The 17,922-nt window shown below is 75.7% G+C and carries 16 protein-coding genes; 5 read left to right on the top strand and 11 right to left on the bottom strand.

Going from position 1 to position 17,922, the window contains the following annotated elements; genetic code table 11:
• The 6 genes from ABD086_RS19415 to ABD086_RS19390 form a co-directional block, all read right to left on the bottom strand.
• Positions 1-613 (bottom strand): PfkB family carbohydrate kinase (locus ABD086_RS19415; RefSeq protein WP_343909267.1); only part of this gene is annotated, 613 nt, incomplete at its 3' end.
• A 1-nt stretch (position 614) separates the two neighbouring features.
• Positions 615-1,238 (bottom strand): D-sedoheptulose-7-phosphate isomerase, encoded by a 624-nt coding sequence (locus tag ABD086_RS19410; RefSeq protein WP_343909265.1) that lies wholly within the window; start codon positions 1,236-1,238, stop codon positions 615-617.
• Entirely contained in the window at positions 1,235-2,443 is a 1,209-nt protein-coding gene (locus ABD086_RS19405; RefSeq protein WP_343909263.1) for a glycosyltransferase, read from the bottom strand. Before ABD086_RS19405 ends, ABD086_RS19410 begins: the two co-directional genes overlap by 4 nt.
• Positions 2,444-2,459: 16 nt before the next feature.
• Positions 2,460-3,479: a glycosyltransferase family 9 protein gene (locus tag ABD086_RS19400; protein ID WP_343909261.1), complete on the bottom strand. Its 1,020-nt coding sequence runs from the start codon at positions 3,477-3,479 to the stop codon at positions 2,460-2,462.
• Complete coding sequence (locus ABD086_RS19395; protein ID WP_343909260.1) at positions 3,479-4,966, bottom strand: HAD-IIIA family hydrolase; 1,488 nt, start codon at positions 4,964-4,966, stop codon at positions 3,479-3,481. The genes ABD086_RS19400 and ABD086_RS19395 overlap by 1 nt, the downstream gene beginning before the upstream one ends.
• Positions 4,963-6,609, bottom strand: coding sequence for a carbamoyltransferase family protein (locus ABD086_RS19390; protein ID WP_343909259.1), 1,647 nt, complete (start codon positions 6,607-6,609; stop codon positions 4,963-4,965). Before ABD086_RS19390 ends, ABD086_RS19395 begins: the two co-directional genes overlap by 4 nt.
• Before the next feature lie 111 nt (positions 6,610-6,720).
• Here ABD086_RS19390 and ABD086_RS19385 point away from each other — a divergent pair, with 111 nt between their 5' ends.
• From ABD086_RS19385 to ABD086_RS19370, 4 genes are all read left to right on the top strand, one after another.
• A complete protein-coding gene (locus ABD086_RS19385) occupies positions 6,721-8,004 on the top strand; it encodes a UDP-glucose dehydrogenase family protein (protein ID WP_343909258.1) in 1,284 nt (427 codons plus the stop codon).
• Entirely contained in the window at positions 8,004-8,951 is a 948-nt protein-coding gene (locus tag ABD086_RS19380) for a glycosyltransferase (protein ID WP_343909257.1), read from the top strand. The genes ABD086_RS19385 and ABD086_RS19380 overlap by 1 nt, the downstream gene beginning before the upstream one ends.
• The gene (locus tag ABD086_RS19375; RefSeq protein WP_343909256.1) at positions 8,948-9,781 is read left to right on the top strand and encodes a glycosyltransferase family 2 protein; all 834 of its coding nucleotides are present in this window, start codon (positions 8,948-8,950) and stop codon (positions 9,779-9,781) included. Before ABD086_RS19380 ends, ABD086_RS19375 begins: the two co-directional genes overlap by 4 nt.
• Before the next feature lie 78 nt (positions 9,782-9,859).
• Entirely contained in the window at positions 9,860-10,450 is a 591-nt protein-coding gene (locus ABD086_RS19370; protein WP_343909255.1) for a hemerythrin domain-containing protein, read from the top strand.
• Here the strand turns inward: ABD086_RS19370 and ABD086_RS19365 are convergent.
• The gene (locus tag ABD086_RS19365; RefSeq protein ID WP_343909254.1) at positions 10,447-12,966 is read right to left on the bottom strand and encodes a response regulator; all 2,520 of its coding nucleotides are present in this window, start codon (positions 12,964-12,966) and stop codon (positions 10,447-10,449) included. The two genes, ABD086_RS19370 and ABD086_RS19365, sit on opposite strands and share 4 nt — an antisense overlap.
• A gap of 61 nt (positions 12,967-13,027) precedes the next feature.
• On the opposite strand from ABD086_RS19365, the gene ABD086_RS19360 reads away from it, so the two are divergent.
• A complete protein-coding gene (locus tag ABD086_RS19360) occupies positions 13,028-14,011 on the top strand; it encodes an alpha/beta hydrolase (protein WP_343909253.1) in 984 nt (327 codons plus the stop codon).
• Between the two features lie 309 nt (positions 14,012-14,320).
• Here ABD086_RS19360 and ABD086_RS19355 read toward each other — a convergent pair whose 3' ends face one another.
• From ABD086_RS19355 to ABD086_RS19340, 4 genes are all read right to left on the bottom strand, one after another.
• Complete coding sequence (locus tag ABD086_RS19355) at positions 14,321-15,046, bottom strand: FliA/WhiG family RNA polymerase sigma factor (RefSeq protein ID WP_343909252.1); 726 nt, start codon at positions 15,044-15,046, stop codon at positions 14,321-14,323.
• A gap of 10 nt (positions 15,047-15,056) precedes the next feature.
• Positions 15,057-16,874, bottom strand: a complete 1,818-nt coding sequence (locus tag ABD086_RS19350; protein WP_343909251.1) for a peptidoglycan DD-metalloendopeptidase family protein — start codon at positions 16,872-16,874, stop codon at positions 15,057-15,059.
• 3 nt (positions 16,875-16,877) lie between these two features.
• Positions 16,878-17,198, bottom strand: coding sequence for a hypothetical protein (locus ABD086_RS19345; RefSeq protein ID WP_343909250.1), 321 nt, complete (start codon positions 17,196-17,198; stop codon positions 16,878-16,880).
• Positions 17,199-17,293: 95 nt separating this feature from the next.
• Complete coding sequence (locus tag ABD086_RS19340; protein ID WP_343909249.1) at positions 17,294-17,779, bottom strand: type IV pilin protein; 486 nt, start codon at positions 17,777-17,779, stop codon at positions 17,294-17,296.
• Positions 17,780-17,922 lie beyond the last annotated feature (143 nt).

Below are 17,922 nucleotides of genomic sequence, written 5' to 3'. Positions count from 1 at the left end.
CGTCGACCGCGCCGAGGCCCGAGCGCGGCGAGGCGCCGCGGCGGCGGCCCGCGAGCAGCGCGGCCTCCTCGCGGTTCGGGGTGGCCAGCCGGACGCCGGGCACCGGGTCGGCTCCCCGCGGGTGCGGGTCCCACACGACGTGCGGCGTCCGGGCCAGCGCGTCGCGCACGGCCGGCAGGGCGGTGGTCCCGCGTCCGTAGTCGGAGACGAGCACGGCGGACGCGTCGCCGAGGACGTCGAGCGCGCCGAGCGCGGGGGCGCCCGGCGTGCCGCCGCCGGAGTCCAGGCGCAGGAGCGACTGCCCGGCGACGCGGACCCGGCGCTTCACCGGGGTCTCGCCGTGCAGCGGCAGCGCGACCAGCTCGACGCCGGCGTCGGCGACCAGCCGGCGCAGCGCCGTACCCGCCTCGTCGTCGCCGACGGCGGCCACGAGGACGACGTCGGCTCCGTCGCGCGCGGCGAGTGCGGCCGCCAGCGCCGCGCCGCCGGGGCGCTGGTGCTCCTGGAGGTTGTCGAGGACCGGCACCGGGGCGTCCGGCGCGAGCCGGCCCGCGCGGCCGCAGAGGTCCGCGTCGAGCAGGGCGTCGCCGACGACGACGAGCGGTCGGGCCACGTCAGGCTCCTCGCAGCCGGTGGGTCCGCGAGACCCCGACGTCCAGGGTGCGGTCCAGGGCCGCGCAGAGGATGTGCAGGGCGACCAGGTGCAGCTCCTGCACGGTCGCGGTGTACGGCGCCTCCACCGCGCAACTCTCGGTGGACGCGCTCGCCAGCGGGTTCGGCGCCGGCCCGGTCATCGCCCAGACCTCCAGCCCGCACTCGCGGCCGCGGCGGGCCGCGGCGACGACGTTCTCGCTCGTGCCGCTCGTCGACATCAGCACGAGCACGTCACCGGGGCGGCCGTGCGCCTCGACCTGCCGCGCGAAGAGCTCGCTCGCGGGGTAGTCGTTGCAGATCGCGGTGAGGCTGGACGTCTCCGCGGTGAGGCAGATGGCGGAGAACGGCGGCCGGTCCTCGCGGTAGCGGCCGACCAGCTCCGCGGTGAGGTGCTGCGCCTGGGCCGCGCTGCCGCCGTTGCCCGCGGCCAGCAGCCGGCCGCCGCGGTCGAGCACCGCGGCCAGCCGCACGCCCCACTCGTCGGCGACGTCCACGCACGACGCGAAGCCGTCGAGCGCGTTGCGGAGCTCGGCCAGGTGCACGTGGTCGCAGGGCGTGTGCAGGTGTTGCGGCGCCGCGGTCATCGGGCCACCTCCGTCGCTCGGTCGGTGCTGCTCGCCAGGGCGTGGTAGGCGGCGTCGGTCTGGTCGACCACCTGCCGCCAGTCGTAGCGGGTGACCGCGCGCTCGCGGCCCGCCGCCCCGTACGCCGCGCGGCGCTCCGGGTCGTCCAGGAGCCCGCGCACGGCCGCGGCGAGCGCGTCCGGGTCCCGGGGTGGCACCAGCTCGCCGGTGCGGCCGGGCACGACGGTGTCCAGGAGGCCGCCGACCGCGGCGCCCACCACCGGGCGGCCGCAGGCCATCGCCTCGAGCGGCACGATGCCGAACGGCTCGTACCACGGCACGGTCACGACCACGTCGCTGTCGGTGATCAGCCCGGGCACCTCGTCGCGGCGGACGCCGCCGCGGAAGCGGACCCGGTCGGCGACCCCGGCGTCGGCGGCCACCTCGCGCAACCGGTGCACGTGGGGGTCGGCGTCCAGAGCGTCGGCCGCCGGGCCGCCGGCGACGACGAGCTCGACTCCCGGCAGCTGCGTCAGCGCCTCCACGACGTTGCCGATCCCCTTGCGCACGACCACGCGGCCGAGGACGAGCAGCCGGGCCGGGCCGCCGGGGTCACGGCGGTCGGCGGGCCGGAACAGGTCCGTGTCGACCCCGCAGGGGATCACGCTCGCGCGCCCCGGGGCCAGCCCCAGCGAGCGCAGCTCGGCCACCTCGTCGGAGCAGGTGGCGATCACGTGGTCGACGTCGCGGCAGAGTCGACGCTCGTGGTCGATCCGGCTGCGGGGGCTGGTGTCGGCCAGCCCCTGCTGGCGGCGCTTCACCGATCCGAGCGCGTGGAAGGTCTGCGCGACCGGCACCGACGTGCCGCGGGTCGCCCGCAGCGAGGCCAGCCCGCTCATCCAGAAGTGCGCGTGCACGAGGTCGGGCGGCGCGTGCCGCCAGCGCTCGCGGAGGCGGTCGCCGAGCTCGGCGACGTGCGGCAGCAGCTCGTCCTTCGGCACCTCCGCACGCGGCCCGGCGGCGACCAGCTCGACGGCGTACCCGTCGGGCGTCTCGATCCGGTCCGGTCCGGACGGGGTGTCGCGCCGGGTGAAGACGGTGACGTCGTGGCCGCGCCGCGCCAGCCCCGCCGCCAGGGCCGCGACGTGCACGTTCTGTCCGCCCGCGTCGGCGCCGCCGAGGGCGGCGAGGGGGTTCGCGTGCTCGGAGACCAGGGCCAGTCTCATCGGGTCCTCCTTGTGGTCATGCGGGCCGCCGGAGGGCGGGCCCGCTCAGCGTCGCGACGGCCGCGACCACGTCGTCCGGAGTGACCGACGCGAGACAGGGATGGCCGGGCACCGGGCACCGGGTGGCGCGGGTGTCGCGGCAGGGGGCGTCCTGGTCGCCGAGCACGACGAGCGGGACGCCGTACGGCGCCCAGCGCGTGCGGGGCACGGTCGGCGCGAACAGCGAGACGATCGGCGTGCCGACGGCCGCCGCCAGGTGGGCCGGCCCGGTGTTGCCGACGACGACCGCGCGGGCACCCGCGAGGACGCCGGCGAGGCCGGCCAGGTCGGTGCGGCCGCCGAGGTCGCAGGCGCCGGAGCGGCCCGCGACGTACGCCGTGAGCTCCTGCTCCTGCGGCGCACCGGTGACGACGACGCGGTGGCCGTCGTCCTCGAGCCGCTCGGCCGTGCGGCGGTAGCCCGCGGCCGGCCAGGCCCGGGCCGGCACCGAGGTGCCGGGGTGGAGCACGACGTAGTCCTCACCGAGCTCGGTCGGCGGCACCGCGCCGGGCCGCACGGCCAGCCGGCCGTCGTCGGACCCGGGCAGCGAAGCGCCGCAGGCCGCAGCCAGCGACAGCGCGCGCTCCGGCTCCGGCAGGTCGTCGCCGACCCGGTGCCGGACGTCCAGCAGCGAGCCGGGGTAGTCCTCGCTGATCGCGCCGACCCAGGGGATGCCGGCCATCCGGCACACCAGCGCGGTCGGCAGCGGCGACTGGTGGAAGGACGTGAAGACCACCGCCCGGTCGAAGCGTCTCCCGGCCAGGTCGGCGATCAGGGCGCGCACGTCGCCGGGGTCGACCGCGTCGGGCTCGGGGTCGATCCACGGGCTGCGCCAGCAGAGCAGGTCGTCGACGCCCGGCAGCAGCTCGGCGGCCGCCCGGCCCCGGGGCCCGCACAGCAGGGTGAGGGACGCGGACCCGGCGGCGAGGGCCCGGATCGCCGGGCCCGTGACGAGCACGTCGCCCAGGCTGTCGAGACGGACCGCGAGGGTGCGCATCACCCGTCGCCCCGCAGGATCGTCTCCACGGCTTCGGCCAGGCTCGCCGCGACCCGTGGCGCCGCCGCGATCTCCTCCGGCCGGGTCTGCGGGGTGGGCACCAGGTACGCCGGGACGCCGGCCGCCTCCGCCGCCGCGATGTCGGAGCCGATGTCGCCGACCAGGACGCACCGGGCCGGGTCCACGCCGAGCTCGCCGCAGGCCTGCTTGACGAGGCCGGGCGCGGGCTTGCGGCACGAGCAGCCCTGACCGGGGGCGTGCGGGCACACGTAGAACGCCTCGAACGGGCCGAGCAGCTCCTCGACCCTGGCGTTGACCGCGTCCACCTGGCCGCGGTCGAGGCGGCCGGTCCCGATCGCGGACTGGTTGGTCACCACCGCCAGGCGCACCCCGCGTTCGCGCAGCGCGTTCAGCGCGGCCCGCGCGCCCGGGACGGGGGCGACGAGCTCCGGGTCGCCGTTGTACGGGACGTCGTGGACGAGGGTGCCGTCCCGGTCGAGCAGGACCAGGTCCGGGAGACCGCGCCACGGCGCCGCCCGCCGGTGGGCGAGCTCGCCGCGCAGCGCGTGCCAGCACGCCGCGGCCGGGATCGCGGCGCTGGTGAGCAGCATCCGGCGTACCTCCGCGGCGTCGCGGGGGCCGGGGGCGATCCGGGCCCAGGCGAGCTCGGCGGTGCCCGCGAGCCACCCGGCGGCGCCGAGGGCGGCGAGGGCCCGGCGACGGGTCGCCAGACCGGCCAGGGCCAGCAGGCCGGCCGCCGTGGTGGCGGCGTGGCGGCGGATCCGGCCGCGCGGCGCCTGGGCGCGGGTCCACCAGTCCGGGCCGTGGAGCGTGCGCATCAGCCGGTCGTCGGCGTTCCCGGCCTGCTGGCGCAGGCTCGCCCAGTCGTCGGCGGGGCGCACCGGGTGCGTCACCCCGCGGGCCCCCGCGACCACGGTGCCCCGGTCCGCGCCCAGCCGCAGCGCCAGGTCGGCGTCCTCGCGGAACGCCCGCGGGAAGCGCTCGTCGAACCCGCCCACCGCCGACAACGCATCGCGCCGGTAGGTCAGGTCGGCGGTGATCCAGCGGGCGTGCTCGAGCCCGGCGGTCCCCCGCTCCCAGTCGGTGGGCCGCCGGTCCGCGGGCAGCGGGACCCGGACCCGTCCGGCGCTGCCGACCGCGGCGCCGGCGAGCTCGAGGTCGCCGGCGAGCACCTCGAACCAGTCCGGGTCGGGCAGCACGTCGTCGTCGAGGAACGAGACCCACTCCGACCGGGTGTGCCGCCAGCCGACGTTGCGTGCCCGCGCCGGGCCGCCGCCGCCGGACCGGACGACGCGCAGGTCGAGGCCGTGGGCGTCCAGATCCAGGTCCGCGCCACCGGGCCGGTCGTCCACGACGACCACCGGCACGTCGACGGCCCGCGTCTGCTGCGCCAGTGCGGCACCCAACGCGGAGAGACTGGCGCGGCCCACCGTCGGCACGACGATGGACGTGGGGACCGGGGTCATGGCCGGCCCCGCCTCCGGACGAGGAAGGGCCCGATCGCCAGCAGCGTCACCGGTGCCGATCCGAAGCACTCCAGGGCGTCGCGCGGGTCGTCGACCATCGGCCGTCCCGCGGTGTTGAGGCTGGTGTTGACCACGACCGGGAGCCCGGTGCGGCGCTCGAAGCCCTCGAGCATCCGGGCGACCAGCGGCTCGTCGGCGCGGTCGACCGTCTGGACCCGCGCGGTGCCGTCGACGTGCACGACGGCCGGGATCCGGTCGCGCCACTCCGGGGCGACGTCGTGCACGAAGAGCATGTACGGCGAGGGCAGCGGTCCTCGCGAGAACACGGTCGGCGCGCGGTCGGCGAGCACCATCGGCGCGACCGGCCGGAACTGCTCCCGGCCCTTGACGTCGTTGAGCCGCTCGAGGTTCTCGCGCCGGCCGGGGTGGGCGAGCAGCGACCGGTGGCCGAGGGCCCGGGGCCCGAACTCGCTCCGCCCCTGGAACCAGGCGACGACGCCGTCGGCGGCCAGGCACTCGGCGACCTCCTCCGCCACGTCGGCCGGGCGCTCGTAGGGCACCTGGGCGGTGCGCAGGTAGGCCTCGACCTCGTCGTCGGTCCAGCCGCGGCCGAGGTCGGCGCCGGGCATCGGGCGCAGCTCGTCGCCGAGCTGTCCGGCCACGTGGAGGGCGCCGCCCAGTGCGGTGCCGGCGTCGCCGGCCGCGGGCTGCACCCAGACCTCGTCGTACCCGCTGCGCTCCAGGACCCGCGTGTTGGCGACGCAGTTGAGCGCCACGCCGCCGGCCATCGCGAGCCGGGTGCCGCCGGAGCGCTCGCGCAGCCACGAGGCCAGCTCGACGAGCACCTCCTCGAGCCGCGCCTGCACGCTGGCGGCGAGGTCGGCGTGGTCCTCGGTCCACTCCTCGCCGGGCCGCAGCCGCTTGGCCAGCGCCTGCCAGTCGACCGGCAGCGTGCGGAAGCCGCCCGCTCCGTCGTGGTGCACGCGCTCGCGCAGCTCGCCGAGGAAGCGGGGCGTGCCGTACGACGCCATCGCCATCACCTTGTACTCGTCCGACGAGCGCAGGAAGCCGAGGTGCGCGGTCAGGTCCTCGTAGAGGAGGCCGAGCGAGTGGGGCAGCCGCTGCGCGGCGTGCACGGTGAGGTCGGGGCCGCGGTAGGTGCCGGCCAGGTGGCTGCCGCACTCGCCGCGGCCGTCGAGCACGAGCACGTCCACGTCGCCGCCGACGAAGGGTGAGGCGAGCGCGCTGGAGGCGCCGTGCGCGACGTGGTGCGGCACGTGCCGGACGGCCGCCGGGTCGAGCCCGGGCAGCGCGGTCCCGAGGAAGCCGCGCGCCTCGCGCGCATAGGTCTGGCGCAGGTGGTCCCACGGGTCGTCGAGGCCGAGCTCGTCGGCCGGCTCCGCGAGCCCGGGGTCGAAGGAGTAGGTGACGGCGTCCAGGTCCGCGACGTCCAGCCCGGCCTCGGCCAGGCACCAGCGCGCCGCCAGCTCGGGCAGCTCCCAGGCCGCGAACGGCACCGGCCGGTGGCCGTGCTTGCGGCGCGAGAAGCGCTCCTCCTCGGCGGCGGCGACGGTCTCGCCGTCGACGACGAGGGCGGCCGCCGGGTCGTGGAAGAGAGCGTTGATGCCCAGGACCTTCGCCACCGTGGACTCCTTCCGGACGGGTTCGGAATGGCAGTCCGGTGTCCCGGTCGACGCTTCCCAAACGCGCCCCGGCGCTCCGCATGAGTGGGGCCGCCGCGGGAACCGGGGCGCATGCTGATCTCCGTCCTCGGCACCGGCTACCTCGGCGCGACCCACGCCGCCTGCCTGGCTGCCGCGGGCCACGAGGTGGTCGGTGTCGACCGCGATCCGGGCCGCCTCGAGGTGCTGCGCGGGGGACGGGCGCCGTTCCACGAGGCGGGCCTCGACGAGCTCATCGCCGAGGGCGTCGCGGCCGGTCGGCTGCGGTTCACCGACGACCTGGCCGACGTCGCCGGCGCCGACGTGCACTTCCTCTGCGTCGGCACGCCCCAGGTGGGCGACGGCGACGGCGCCGACCTCTCGGCGCTCTGGTCGGTCGCGGACGCGCTCGCGCCGTACCTCGGCGAGCACTCGCTGGTCGTGGGCAAGTCGACGGTGCCGGTCGGCACCGGCGCCCGGCTCCGCGACCGCCTGGGCGCGCGCGTCGCCTGGAACCCGGAGTTCCTGCGCGAGGGCCGCGCGGTGCGCGACACGCTGCGCCCCGACCGGCTGGTGCTCGGCGTCGACGACGACGACGACCACCGCACCCTGCTGCTCGTGTACGCCGACCTGGTGGCCGCCGGGGTTCCGGTCATCCGCACCGACCTGGCCACCGCCGAGCTCGCGAAGGTGTCGGCGAACGCGATGCTGGCGACCCGGATCTCGACGGTCAACCTGCTCGCCGAGGTGTGCGAGGCGTCCGGCGCCGACGTCGGCGACCTCACCACGATCCTCGGCGCCGACCCCCGCATCGGACGCGACTTCCTGGCACCGGGTCTGGGGTACGGCGGCGGCTGCCTGCCCAAGGACACCCGGGCGTTCGTCGCCCGGGCCCGCGAGCTCGGGGTGGGGGAGTCGGCCGCCCTGTTCGACGCCGTCGACCGGGTCAACCTGCACCAGCGGTCCCGGACCGCCGAGCTCGCCCGGTCGCTGCTCCCCGCCGGCGGCGGCACCGTCGCGATCCTGGGCGGGGCGTTCAAGGCGGAGTCGGACGACATCCGCGACTCGCCCGCGCTCGACGTCGCCGGCCGGCTGCACCGCAGCGGCGCGACGGTGCGGCTGCACGACCCGTTCGCCGGCGCGAACGTCCGCCGGGCGTGCCCGGAGCTGACGGTGGTCGACGACGTCGCGACCACCTGTCGCGGCGCCGACCTGGTGCTGGTCCTCACCGAGTGGCCGCAGTTCGCCGCGCTCGACCCGTACGAGGTCGGCGAGCTGGTCTGCCGGCGTACCGTCCTGGACGCCCGCCTGGTGCTCGACCCGGAGAAGTGGGTCGGGGCCGGGTGGGACTTCCGCGCGCTCGGCAGGAGCGCCTGATGCGCGTGCTGCTGTGGCACGTGCACGGCTCCTGGACCACGTCGTTCGTCCAGGGCGGCCACGACTACCTCCTGCCGGTCACGCCCGATCGCGGGCCCGACGGCCTGGGCCGCGCCCGGACCTGGGACTGGCCGGCGAGCGTCCGCGAGGTGACCCCGGAGCAGATGCGGGACCTGGACGTCGACGTCGTGGTGCTCCAGCGGCCCCACGAGCCGGAGCTCGCCGAGCGGTGGCTGGGCCGCCGCCCCGGCCGGGACCTGCCCGCGGTCTACGTCGAGCACAACACGCCCGCCGGCGACGTCCCGGACACCCGCCACCCGATGGCCGGGCAGCGGGCGATCCCGGTCGCCCACGTGACCGGGTTCAACGAGCTGTTCTGGGACTGCGGCTCGGCGCCGACCACGATCGTCGAGCACGGCGTCGTCGACCCGGGCCATCGCTACACCGGTGAGCTCCCGCACGCCGCCGTCGTCGTCAACGACCCGGTGCGCCGCGGCCGGTTCGTCGGCACCGACCTGCTCGCGCCGATCGCCTCCGTGGCGCCGGTGGACGTGTTCGGCATGCGGGTGTCGCTGCTCGACCGCACCCCGCGGCTCACGGCGTTCGAGGACCTGCCCCAGGATGCGATGCACGCGGAGCTGCCCCGGCGGCGGGTCTACGTGCACACCGCGCGGTGGACGTCGCTGGGGCTGTCGCTGATCGAGGCCATGCTGCTCGGCATGCCGGTGGTCGCGATCGGGGCGACCGAGGCGCCGTTCGCGGTCCCGCCGGACGCCGGCGTGGTGACGACCCGGCGCGACGTCCTCCTCGAGGCGGTCGCCGCCTTCGTCGGCGACCCGCACCGTGCGGCCGCAGCCGGCCGCGCCGCCCGGCAGCACGCGCTCGACCGGTTCGGCCTGAAGCGGTTCCTGCGGGACTGGGACGCCCTGCTCGCGGAGGCCCGGTGACCGACCAGGTGACGACCGTCGTCGTGACGAGGGACCGCTGGGACGACCTGACGCGGTCGCTGCCGCACCACCGGCCGCCGGTGGTCCTCGTCGACAACGGCTCGACCGACGGGACGCCGGAGCTGGTCCGGGCCGCGTTTCCCGACGTCCGGGTCCTCACGCTGTCGGAGAACATCGGCGCGGTCGCGCGCAACCTGGGCGTCGTGGAGGCGCGCACGCCGTACGTCGCGTTCGCCGACGACGACTCGTGGTGGGCACCCGGTGCGCTCGCCTGCGCCGCCGAGCTCCTCGACGACCACCCGCGGCTGGCGCTGGTCGCCGCCCGGATCCTCGTCGGCCCGGAGGAGCGGCTCGACCCCATGAGCACCGAGATGGCGCGGTCACCGCTGCCCGCCGAGCCCGACCTCCCGGGACCGCCGGTGCTCGGCTTCGTCGCGTGCGGCGCCGTGGTGCGCCGGGAGCCGTTCCTGCTCGCCGGCGGCTTCGACGGTGTCGTCGAGTTCGGCGGCGAGGAGCAGCGGCTCGCGCTCGACCTGGCCGCCGCAGGCTGGGGCCTGGCGTACGCCGACGACGTCGTCGCGCACCACCACCCGTCCGCGCGACGGGGCCCGCAGGACGGCCGCCGCGCGCTGCTGGCGCGCAACGAGCTGCTCACCGCGGTGATGCGGCTGCCCTGGCCCGCCGTGTGGGACACCGCCCGCCGGGGCGTGGCTGCCGGTCCCGCGGAGCGGCTCGGCACCCTGCGGGGCCTGCGCCGCGCGCCCGGCGCGCTGCGCCGCCGCCGCGTGGTGCCGACAGCGGTCGAGCAGCGGCGGAGGATGCTCGGCTAGACACGGGCCGGCACCACGGCGACCACGACGGCGGTGGGGGCAGGAATGCGGCGGCGGTAGCCCGGTTACCTGGGGGCCATGGGTGACGCAACCGAGGACCGCAAGAAGGCGCAGAACTACGCCGAGGGTGACGTGCTGGGCATCCTGTACGCCCAGCACGCCCGGATCCGGGACCTGTTCGCGGAGGTCAAGGAGGCCGCCGGCGACGAGCGCGCCGAGCTGTTCGCCGAGCTGCGCGCGCTGCTGGTGGCCCACGAGACCGCCGAGGAGATGATCGTCCGGCCGATCGTGACCGACGCCGGCGGCAAGGACGTCGCCGACGCCCGCAACGCGGAGGAGGCCGAGGCCACCGAGGTGCTCGACGAGCTCGACGGCCTGGACGTGTCGGACGCCGACTTCGACCGGCTGCTGGCCTCGCTCGAGGCGTCGGTCGACGCGCACGCCGAGGCCGAGGAGAGCGACGAGTTCCCGCTGCTCGAGAAGTCGTGCAGCGAGGAGCAGCGTCTCGGCATGGGCCGGATGTTCCGGGTCGTCGAGACGATCGCGCCGACCCGGCCGCACCCGTCGACGGCCGGCTCGCCGGTGGCGCAGTACGCCGTCGGCCCGATCGCCTCGCTCGTCGACCACGCCCGCGACGCGGTCTCGAAGGTGCTGCCCGGCCGCTCCTAGCTGGTGGCCACCCACCGCGCGAGGGCGGCGTCGACGGACGCCCGGTCGACGGGCTTGGACACGTAGTCGTCCATGCCCGCGGCCAGGCACCGTTCCCGGTCGCCCTCGATGGCGCTCGCGGTCATCGCGATGATCGGCGTGTGCCGATCGGTGCCCTCGCGGCGCCGGATCTCCGCGGTCGCCTCGTAGCCGTCCATGTTCGGCATCTGCACGTCCATCAGCACCGCGTCGTACGCGGTGCTCGCCAGCGCCTCGAGGGCGCCGTACCCGTCGTCGGCGCACTCGGCCTGGTAGCCGAGGCTCTCGAGGATGCCGGTCGCGACCAGCTGGTTGATCTCGCCGTCCTCGACCACGAGGACGCGGCCCCGGCAGGGCGACGGCGTGGGCTCCGCGGCGGCCGCGCGCGGCCGGGCGGCCTGCACCGCGACCAGCCCGCCGAGGGTGGTGCGCAGCCGGCTGAGGGCCACCGGCTTGGTGAGCGCCGCGCCGATGCCGGCCGCCTGCGCCTCGGTGAGCCCGATGTCCGGTCCGGAGGTGAGCAGCACCAGCGGGGTTCCGGCCAGCTCGGGGGAGGCCGCGATGCGCCGGCCGAGCTCGAGCCCGTCCATCCCGGGCATGCACAGGTCGAGCACGCCCAGGTCGTAGGGCCGCCTCTCCCGGACGGCGGCGAGCAGCGCGGCGAGCGCGGCCGGGCCGCCGTCGACCGTGTCGACGGTCATGCCCCAGGCCGCGAGCTGGTCGTGCAGGATCACCCGGTTGGTGTGGTTGTCGTCGACCACCAGGACCCGGAGCCCGTCGAGGCCCTCGGTCGTGGACGGCGGCAGGCTCGCGGGATCGACGGCGGCCTGCAGCGGCACGGTCGCCCAGAACGTGCTGCCCTGCCCGACGGTGCTCGTGACCCCCATCTCCCCGCCCATCGCCTCGACCAGCTGCCGGCTGATCGCCAGGCCGAGCCCGGTGCCGCCGTACTCGCGGGTGGTCGAGGTGTCGGCCTGGGAGAACGGCTCGAACAGGTACGCCCGGTGCTCCTCGGGCACCCCGACACCGGTGTCGACGACCTCGAACCGCACCACGAGGCGGGCGTCCGGGCGGCTCTCGAGCTGAGCCCGGACGACGACCTCGCCGGAGGGCGTGAACTTCACCGCGTTGCCGGCCAGGTTGAGCAGGACCTGCCGGATCCGAGCGGGGTCGCCGCGCAGCGCCGCGGGGACCTCGGGGGAGCAGTAGGCCAGCAGCTCCAGCCCCTTCTCGCGCGCCGGCTCGGCGACCAGCTCGGCGACGTCCTCGACCAGCCGAACCAGGTCGAAGTCGATCTCCTCGAGCTCGACCCGGCCGGCCTCCACCTTCGAGAAGTCGAGGATGTCGTTGATGATCGAGAGCAGCGCACGGCCGGCGGTCTGGACGCCGTCGGCGTACTGCCGCTGGCGCTCGTCCAGCTGGGTGGTGAGCAGCAGGTCGGTGAGGCCGATGACCCCGTTCATCGGCGTCCGGATCTCGTGGCTCATGGTGGCCAGGAACGCCGACTTCGCGCGCGATCCCTCCAGCGCCGCGTCGCGCGCCGCGGCCAGCTCCGCCCGGGCGCGTGCCTCCGACCTCAGCAGCCGGGCGGTCCGCACGAACGCCAGCGCGACGAGCGCGAACATGCTCACCAGCACGGCCACGGCCTTCGGGTCGCGGCTCAGGACGGCGTTGGTCAGCAGCAGCACCGGCGGCACGAGCAGGGGGCCGATCGCGATGCCGAGCTTGCGGAGGGGATGCGCCGGGGCGTCCTCGGCGTCGACGTCCTCCGGCGGCGCGGCTGCGCGCAGCGTGGCGCTCGCCAGCAGGAGGCTGCCGAGCATCCAGCCGACGTCGAGGACCGCGGCGACGAGGCCGTCGGCCTCGAGGACGAGGTAGCCGATGTCGGAGGCGAGCCAGCAGCCGACGCCGGCCGCGAACGGGATGCCGATCGCCTCGCGGGAGGTGCGGCTCAACATGGCGCGCAGCACGAGGGCGAGCAGGACCGCGTCCAGCACCGGGTAGGTGGCCCAGACGAGCCGGACGAACGGCGAGGCGCTCTGGTCGGCGGCGATGTCGTGGATCGAGAACGTCCAGAACAGCAGCACGCTGACGACGATGACGGTGAGGGCGTCGATGACGGCGTCGACGTCGACCCGCCAGCTGCGGCCGCGACGCACGGTCGTGACGACGACCACCGCGGCGCCGAGCCCGAGGTAGCTGAGCAGGTAGGGCACGTCGGCGGCGGAGACCTCGGGCTCCGGACCGGTCCAGTACTCGATCGACCAGATCAGGTCGCCGACGGCCGAGGCCGTCACGCCGGCGCCGACCAGGATCGGCACGAGGCGCCGGACGGCGGGTGCCGTGGCCACGCCGTAGATCGCGAGCGCCGGCCCGAGCCACACGCCCACGAGGTACGTGATGTCGCCGAACGAGGTGAGCGGCGAGACCAGGTGGACGACGACCAACGCCAGCTCGGCCGCCCAGAAGGCAGCGAGGACAGCCGATCGTCGGCTCACGGCGCGATCACCCCCACGGTCTCGTCTGCCGGAGCGTAGCCCACATCTACACTCCGTTTACATGATCGGCACGGGCGACGCCCACCTGCACCCCGGCGTGCGGGTTCTCGACCGGATCATGAAGGCGACCCCGTCGTTCTCGGTCGCGCGGATGACCCCCGAGCAGCTGGAGCGGGCGCAGCGCACGGCCATCCCGGACGGCGGCGTGGCGGGCCTCTTCCTCGGCCGGCTCGCGAAGGGCGTCGACGTCCGCACCACGACCTTCCCCGCGCGGCACGGCGAGCTGCCGCTCCGGATCTACACGCCGGAGTCCTGGTCGCGCGCGCCCCGCCCGGTGGTGCTGAACTTCCACGGCGGCGGCTTCGTGCTCGGCAGCGCGCGGCAGCAGGACTGGGCCTGCGGGATCGTGGCCCGCGAGCTGGACGCCGTGGTGGTGTCGGTGGACTACCGGCTCGCGCCGACCCACCCGTTCCCGGCCGGCGTCGAGGACTGCTACGACGCCCTGCTCTGGACGGCCGCCCACGCCGGTGACCTCGGCGGCGACCCGTCCCGGATCGGCGTGATGGGCGACAGTGCCGGCGGCAACCTCGCGACGGTCGTCGCGATCATCGCCCGCGACGAGGGCGGCCCGGCCGTCGCGCACCAGGCGCTGATCTACCCGGTGACCGACATGACCGACGCGATCGAGCAGGACCCGTCGTACGTCGGCAACGTCCGCGGGATCGTGCTGTCGAACTCCGACATGGAGGTCTTCCACGGGCACTACGTGCCCGACGGGGCCGATCTCACCGACTACCGGCTCTCGCCGATCCGGGCGGCCGACCTGTCCCACCTGCCGCCGGCGGTCGTCGTGGTCGCGGGCCTGGACCCGCTGCACGACAGCGGGGTCCGGTACGCCCAGGCACTCGCCGACGCCGGCAACCACGTGACGGTGGAGGACTTCCACCGGATGCCGCACGGGTTCGTCAGCTTCCCGCACTTCAGCAAGGGCTCCCGGCCGGCGATGGAGGCGGTCGTCGCCTCGCAGCGGGCCGCGCTCAGCTAGGGAGCTCGGCCTCCGGGCAGTCTCGGCCTTCGGGCAGTCTTCGGGCAGTCTCCGGGCAGGCTGGGCGCGCAATTGAACGATCAGCCTGCCGCTACCCGCGGGTACGGCAGTCTCGTCGAGCAATTGCGCGGTCGTGGCCGACCGGAGGCTCGGCGTGGTCTCCGGGCAGTCTGGGCGCGCAATTGAACGGTCAGCCTGCCGCTACTCGCGGGTACGGCAGTCTCGTCGAGCAATTGCGCGGTCGTGGCCGACTGGAGGCTCGGCACGGGATGGGCCGGGACGGTCGCTGCGAACCGACGGCGGCCGCGCTCAGTTGAGGTTCTGCACCAGCTTGCGGCGCAGGGCCATGGTCGCCCGGCTGTGCAGCTGGCTGACCCGGGACTCGGTCACGCCGAGCACCTGGCCGATCTCGGCGAGGGTGAGCCGCTCCCAGTAGTAGAGGGCGACCACGATCTGGTCGCGCTCGGCCAGCTCACGCACGGCCGCCAGGAAGCCGGGCGGCAGGTTGTCGTCGCCGCCGGGCTGGGCGACGGTCGCACGCGGCGCCTCCTCGTCGACGACGGTCTCGAAGCTGACCACGCTGGTGTGCGCGGTCTGGGAGTAGACCTTGCGCAGCTCGCCCACGGTCAGGCCGAGCTCGGCGGCGAGCTCCTTGTCCTTCGGCGGCCGGCCCAGCTCGGCCTCGAGCCGGGTGGTCGCGGCGTCGACGTCGCGGATCTTCTCGCGGATGGAGCGCGGCACCCAGTCGGTCGACCGGAGCCCGTCGACGATCGCGCCGCGGATCCGGGTGACGGCGTACGTCTGGAACTGCAGCCCGCGCTCGGGCTCGAACTTGTCGACCGCGTCCATCAGCCCGAGCACGCCGTCGGAGACCAGGTCGTTCTGGTCGACCGAGGAGGGGAGGCCGGAGCGGACACGACCGGCCACGAACTTCACCAGCGGCGAGTAGTGGACGACCAGGCGGTCGCGCGCGTCGCGATCGCCCTCCTGCTTGTAGCGCTGCCAGAGGGTGTCGACAGAGTGGTCGGTCTCCATCTGGCCCAACCTAGCCTCCGGAGTACTCGAAGTGCCACGGCTCCGCCCGGGTGGCGGGATGCGCCCAGCCGTACGCCGGCGCATGCGCGAGCAGCCACGCGCTCTCGGCGCTGCCGGCCCGCTCGGCGCCGCCGCACAGGTCGAGCGCGACGTCGTCGCCCTGGACCACGCACGGCGGCGTGCCGAGCTGGGCGGCGTACTCGGCGCCCAGCAGCCGGAACGCGACGGCCGCGTCGCAGCGCAGCAGCACCAGCCCGTCGACGGTGGCCGGGCACGGCGGACCGGCGGTGATGCCCAGCACCGGGGCGGGGTCGTACGGCGCGCCGTCCAGGCGCACCTCGAGGTGCACGTGCGGTCCGCTGGTGTTGCCCTCCTCGCCGACCAGGCCGACCTGCTCCCCGGCGGCGACCGCCTGCCCGTCGGTGACGTCCACGCGGGACAGGTGCGCGTACAGCGTCTCGACGCCGCCGCCGTGGTCGATGCGGACCAGGTTGCCGGCCCAGGCGGGGTGCTCCACGGTGACCGTGCCGGCGCCGACCGCGACGACCGGCGTGCCGACCGGAGCGGCGAAGTCGAGGCCGGTGTGCTCGCCGGACGACCAGCGCGAGCCGGCGTCCCCGAACCCGGCGGTCAGGTGGTAGCTGCCCAGCGCGACCGGGAACCCGAACGGCCCGGACGTGGCGGTGTCGGTGGCGATCGCGGCCCCACAGCCGCCGCCGGCGGGGGCGGGGGCGTGGCGGCCGGCGCCGATGCCGACCCGCCGGACGCCGAGCACGTCGCCGGTGAGCGGGCGGACGGCGGCCACGCCGGTGGCCGGGTCGGCGAGCACGACCTGGTGGCCCCCGACGTACACGCCGGTCTCGGCCAGCCCCGCACGGCGGCTGCCGAGGACGACCACGTCGCCCGGCTGCACCGACGAGGTGGGGACGCCGCGCAGCTCCCGGTACTGCCCGGCGGCGTCGGCCGGAGGCGCGAGCTCGGGTCCGGCCCAGGCACCGGCGACCAGGCCGCCGCAGGCGTACGCGGACGGCGCGATGGCCCCCGGCACCTCCGGGAGCCCGACCCGGCGGAACGCCTCGGTCACCGCGCGGACCGCCTCCGCGGACACCACCGTGGTGGGGCCTGCGGTCGCGATGCCGGGGGCGAGGTCGTTGCGCGCGTCGCGGGCGGGTCGCAGGCCGCGCGGGAGGTGGGTGGGGTCGGCGAGGTCGGCCACGGCCGGCGGCACGACCGCGGCCCGGGCGAGACCGCGCAGGTAGTCGTGCCACGCACGCAGCGCGCGTTGGTTGCGCCGGTCCTCGGCGCCCGTGGCGTCGTACGCCGGCAGGAAGTGGGCGCGGCGGATCGCCGCGTCGGCGTACTCCCCGGCGGTGAACGCCGCCTCGGCCCGCACCCGGCGGCGCTCGGCACGCTCCCAGGCCTGCCGGGCCTGCTCGGCGGCGGCGATCTGGTCGGCGAGCGCGGCCTGCACCATGTCGGCTAATGCGCGGGCGGACTCGGCGTCCGCGGCGGCCTCGGCGGCCCGGTCCAGGTCGGAGGTGTGCCCGAGCAGCGCGCCGATCGCGTCGGTCAGGCCGCCGTCGTCGTCGCCGACCCGCTCGCGGAGCCGGGTGGCCTCGGCCTCGGCGGTCTCCGCGGTCGCGGTGACCCGCTCACTCTGCTCGCTGAGGGTGGTGACGCGGGCACGGGCGTCGTCGTACGCCGCGCGGGCGGCATCGACGGCGTCCTGCGCCGCCGCCCGGTGGACGGGAGCCGCGGTCGCGGGGGAGAGGGGTGCCAGCGTCAGGGCCGCGAGGACGGCGAGCGCTGCACCGAGTCGACGGACCATCGGTCAGTCGTCGAGGAAGGCGATCTCCTGGAGGAGCGTCACCCCCGGCACGGGGATGGACGCCGGCGGGGCCGCCAGGGGAGTCGCGGGAGGTGCGGGGGAAGCGGAGGGTACGACGGCGGGCGCGGGTGCCGCCCCGCCCGAGCCCGGGACGCCACCGGCGCCCGCCGTCGTGGGGTGGATCTCCTGCGGCGCCTCCTGGGCCGCGTACGGGGCCACGTCGACCGCGAAGATCGTGCGGACCACGGCCGCCATCTCCTGGAGCAGGCCGACGGCCTCCGTGTGCTCCAGGACCGGCGCCTGGTCGCCGTTCACGATCTTCATCGGGTCCTCCGGGTGGCTGTGTCGCGGTGGTTCAGGAAGCGGCCGTGCCGGGCGGCTTGGGGGGACAAGCCGCCCGACACGGGTACGGGGGTGGATCAGAGAGTGTCGGCGCAGGCGCCGCCCTGCTTGTTGGAGGTGGAGAGACCACCGTTGACGGAGTCGTAGTAGAACCGCTTCCCGGCGGCGTCCGAGGTGGTGCCATCCGGGTTGTAGCCGGTGATGCAGTAGCCACCGACACCAGACGCACCCAACACGACCGTGTAGGCGCTCTTGTCGTTGCTGCGCTTGAAGTCTCCGAACGGCTTCACGTTCGCCCCGTCGGCCGCGGACTCGAGGCCGGATGCGACGCCGTTCGTGACGGTGTCGGCGGCGGCGAAGTAGGCGGCCTTGTCCACGTAGTAGCTCTCCTGGAGGTTGGCGAGCTGCTTGAGGTCGGACTTGACGCCGGCGTCGACGCCCTTCTTCTGCTGGTTGAGGAAGATCGGGATGGCGATGGCGGCGAGGATGCCGATGATGACGATGACGACGAGGAGCTCGATCAGGGTGAAGCCCTGGTCCTTCTCCTTCAGGGACTTCTGCATCCGAGCAAGCATGGGGTTCTCCTGGGGGGTGGGGGTCGTGCGAATCGCGGGGAGCGCGGTCACCCCGGACTCCGGGGGGCCCGACGCTCTTGCCACGGGGAACATCGGTCGGCGAAACCGCCGTACTTGAGGGAAATCGGCAA

The organism is Nocardioides aquiterrae (assembly GCF_039526625.1).
In the GTDB taxonomy this organism is placed as follows: Bacteria; Actinomycetota; Actinomycetes; order Propionibacteriales; family Nocardioidaceae; genus Nocardioides; species Nocardioides aquiterrae.
Note: the sequence above shows the minus strand (reverse complement) of the source record. Positions and strands in the feature narration are given on the sequence as shown.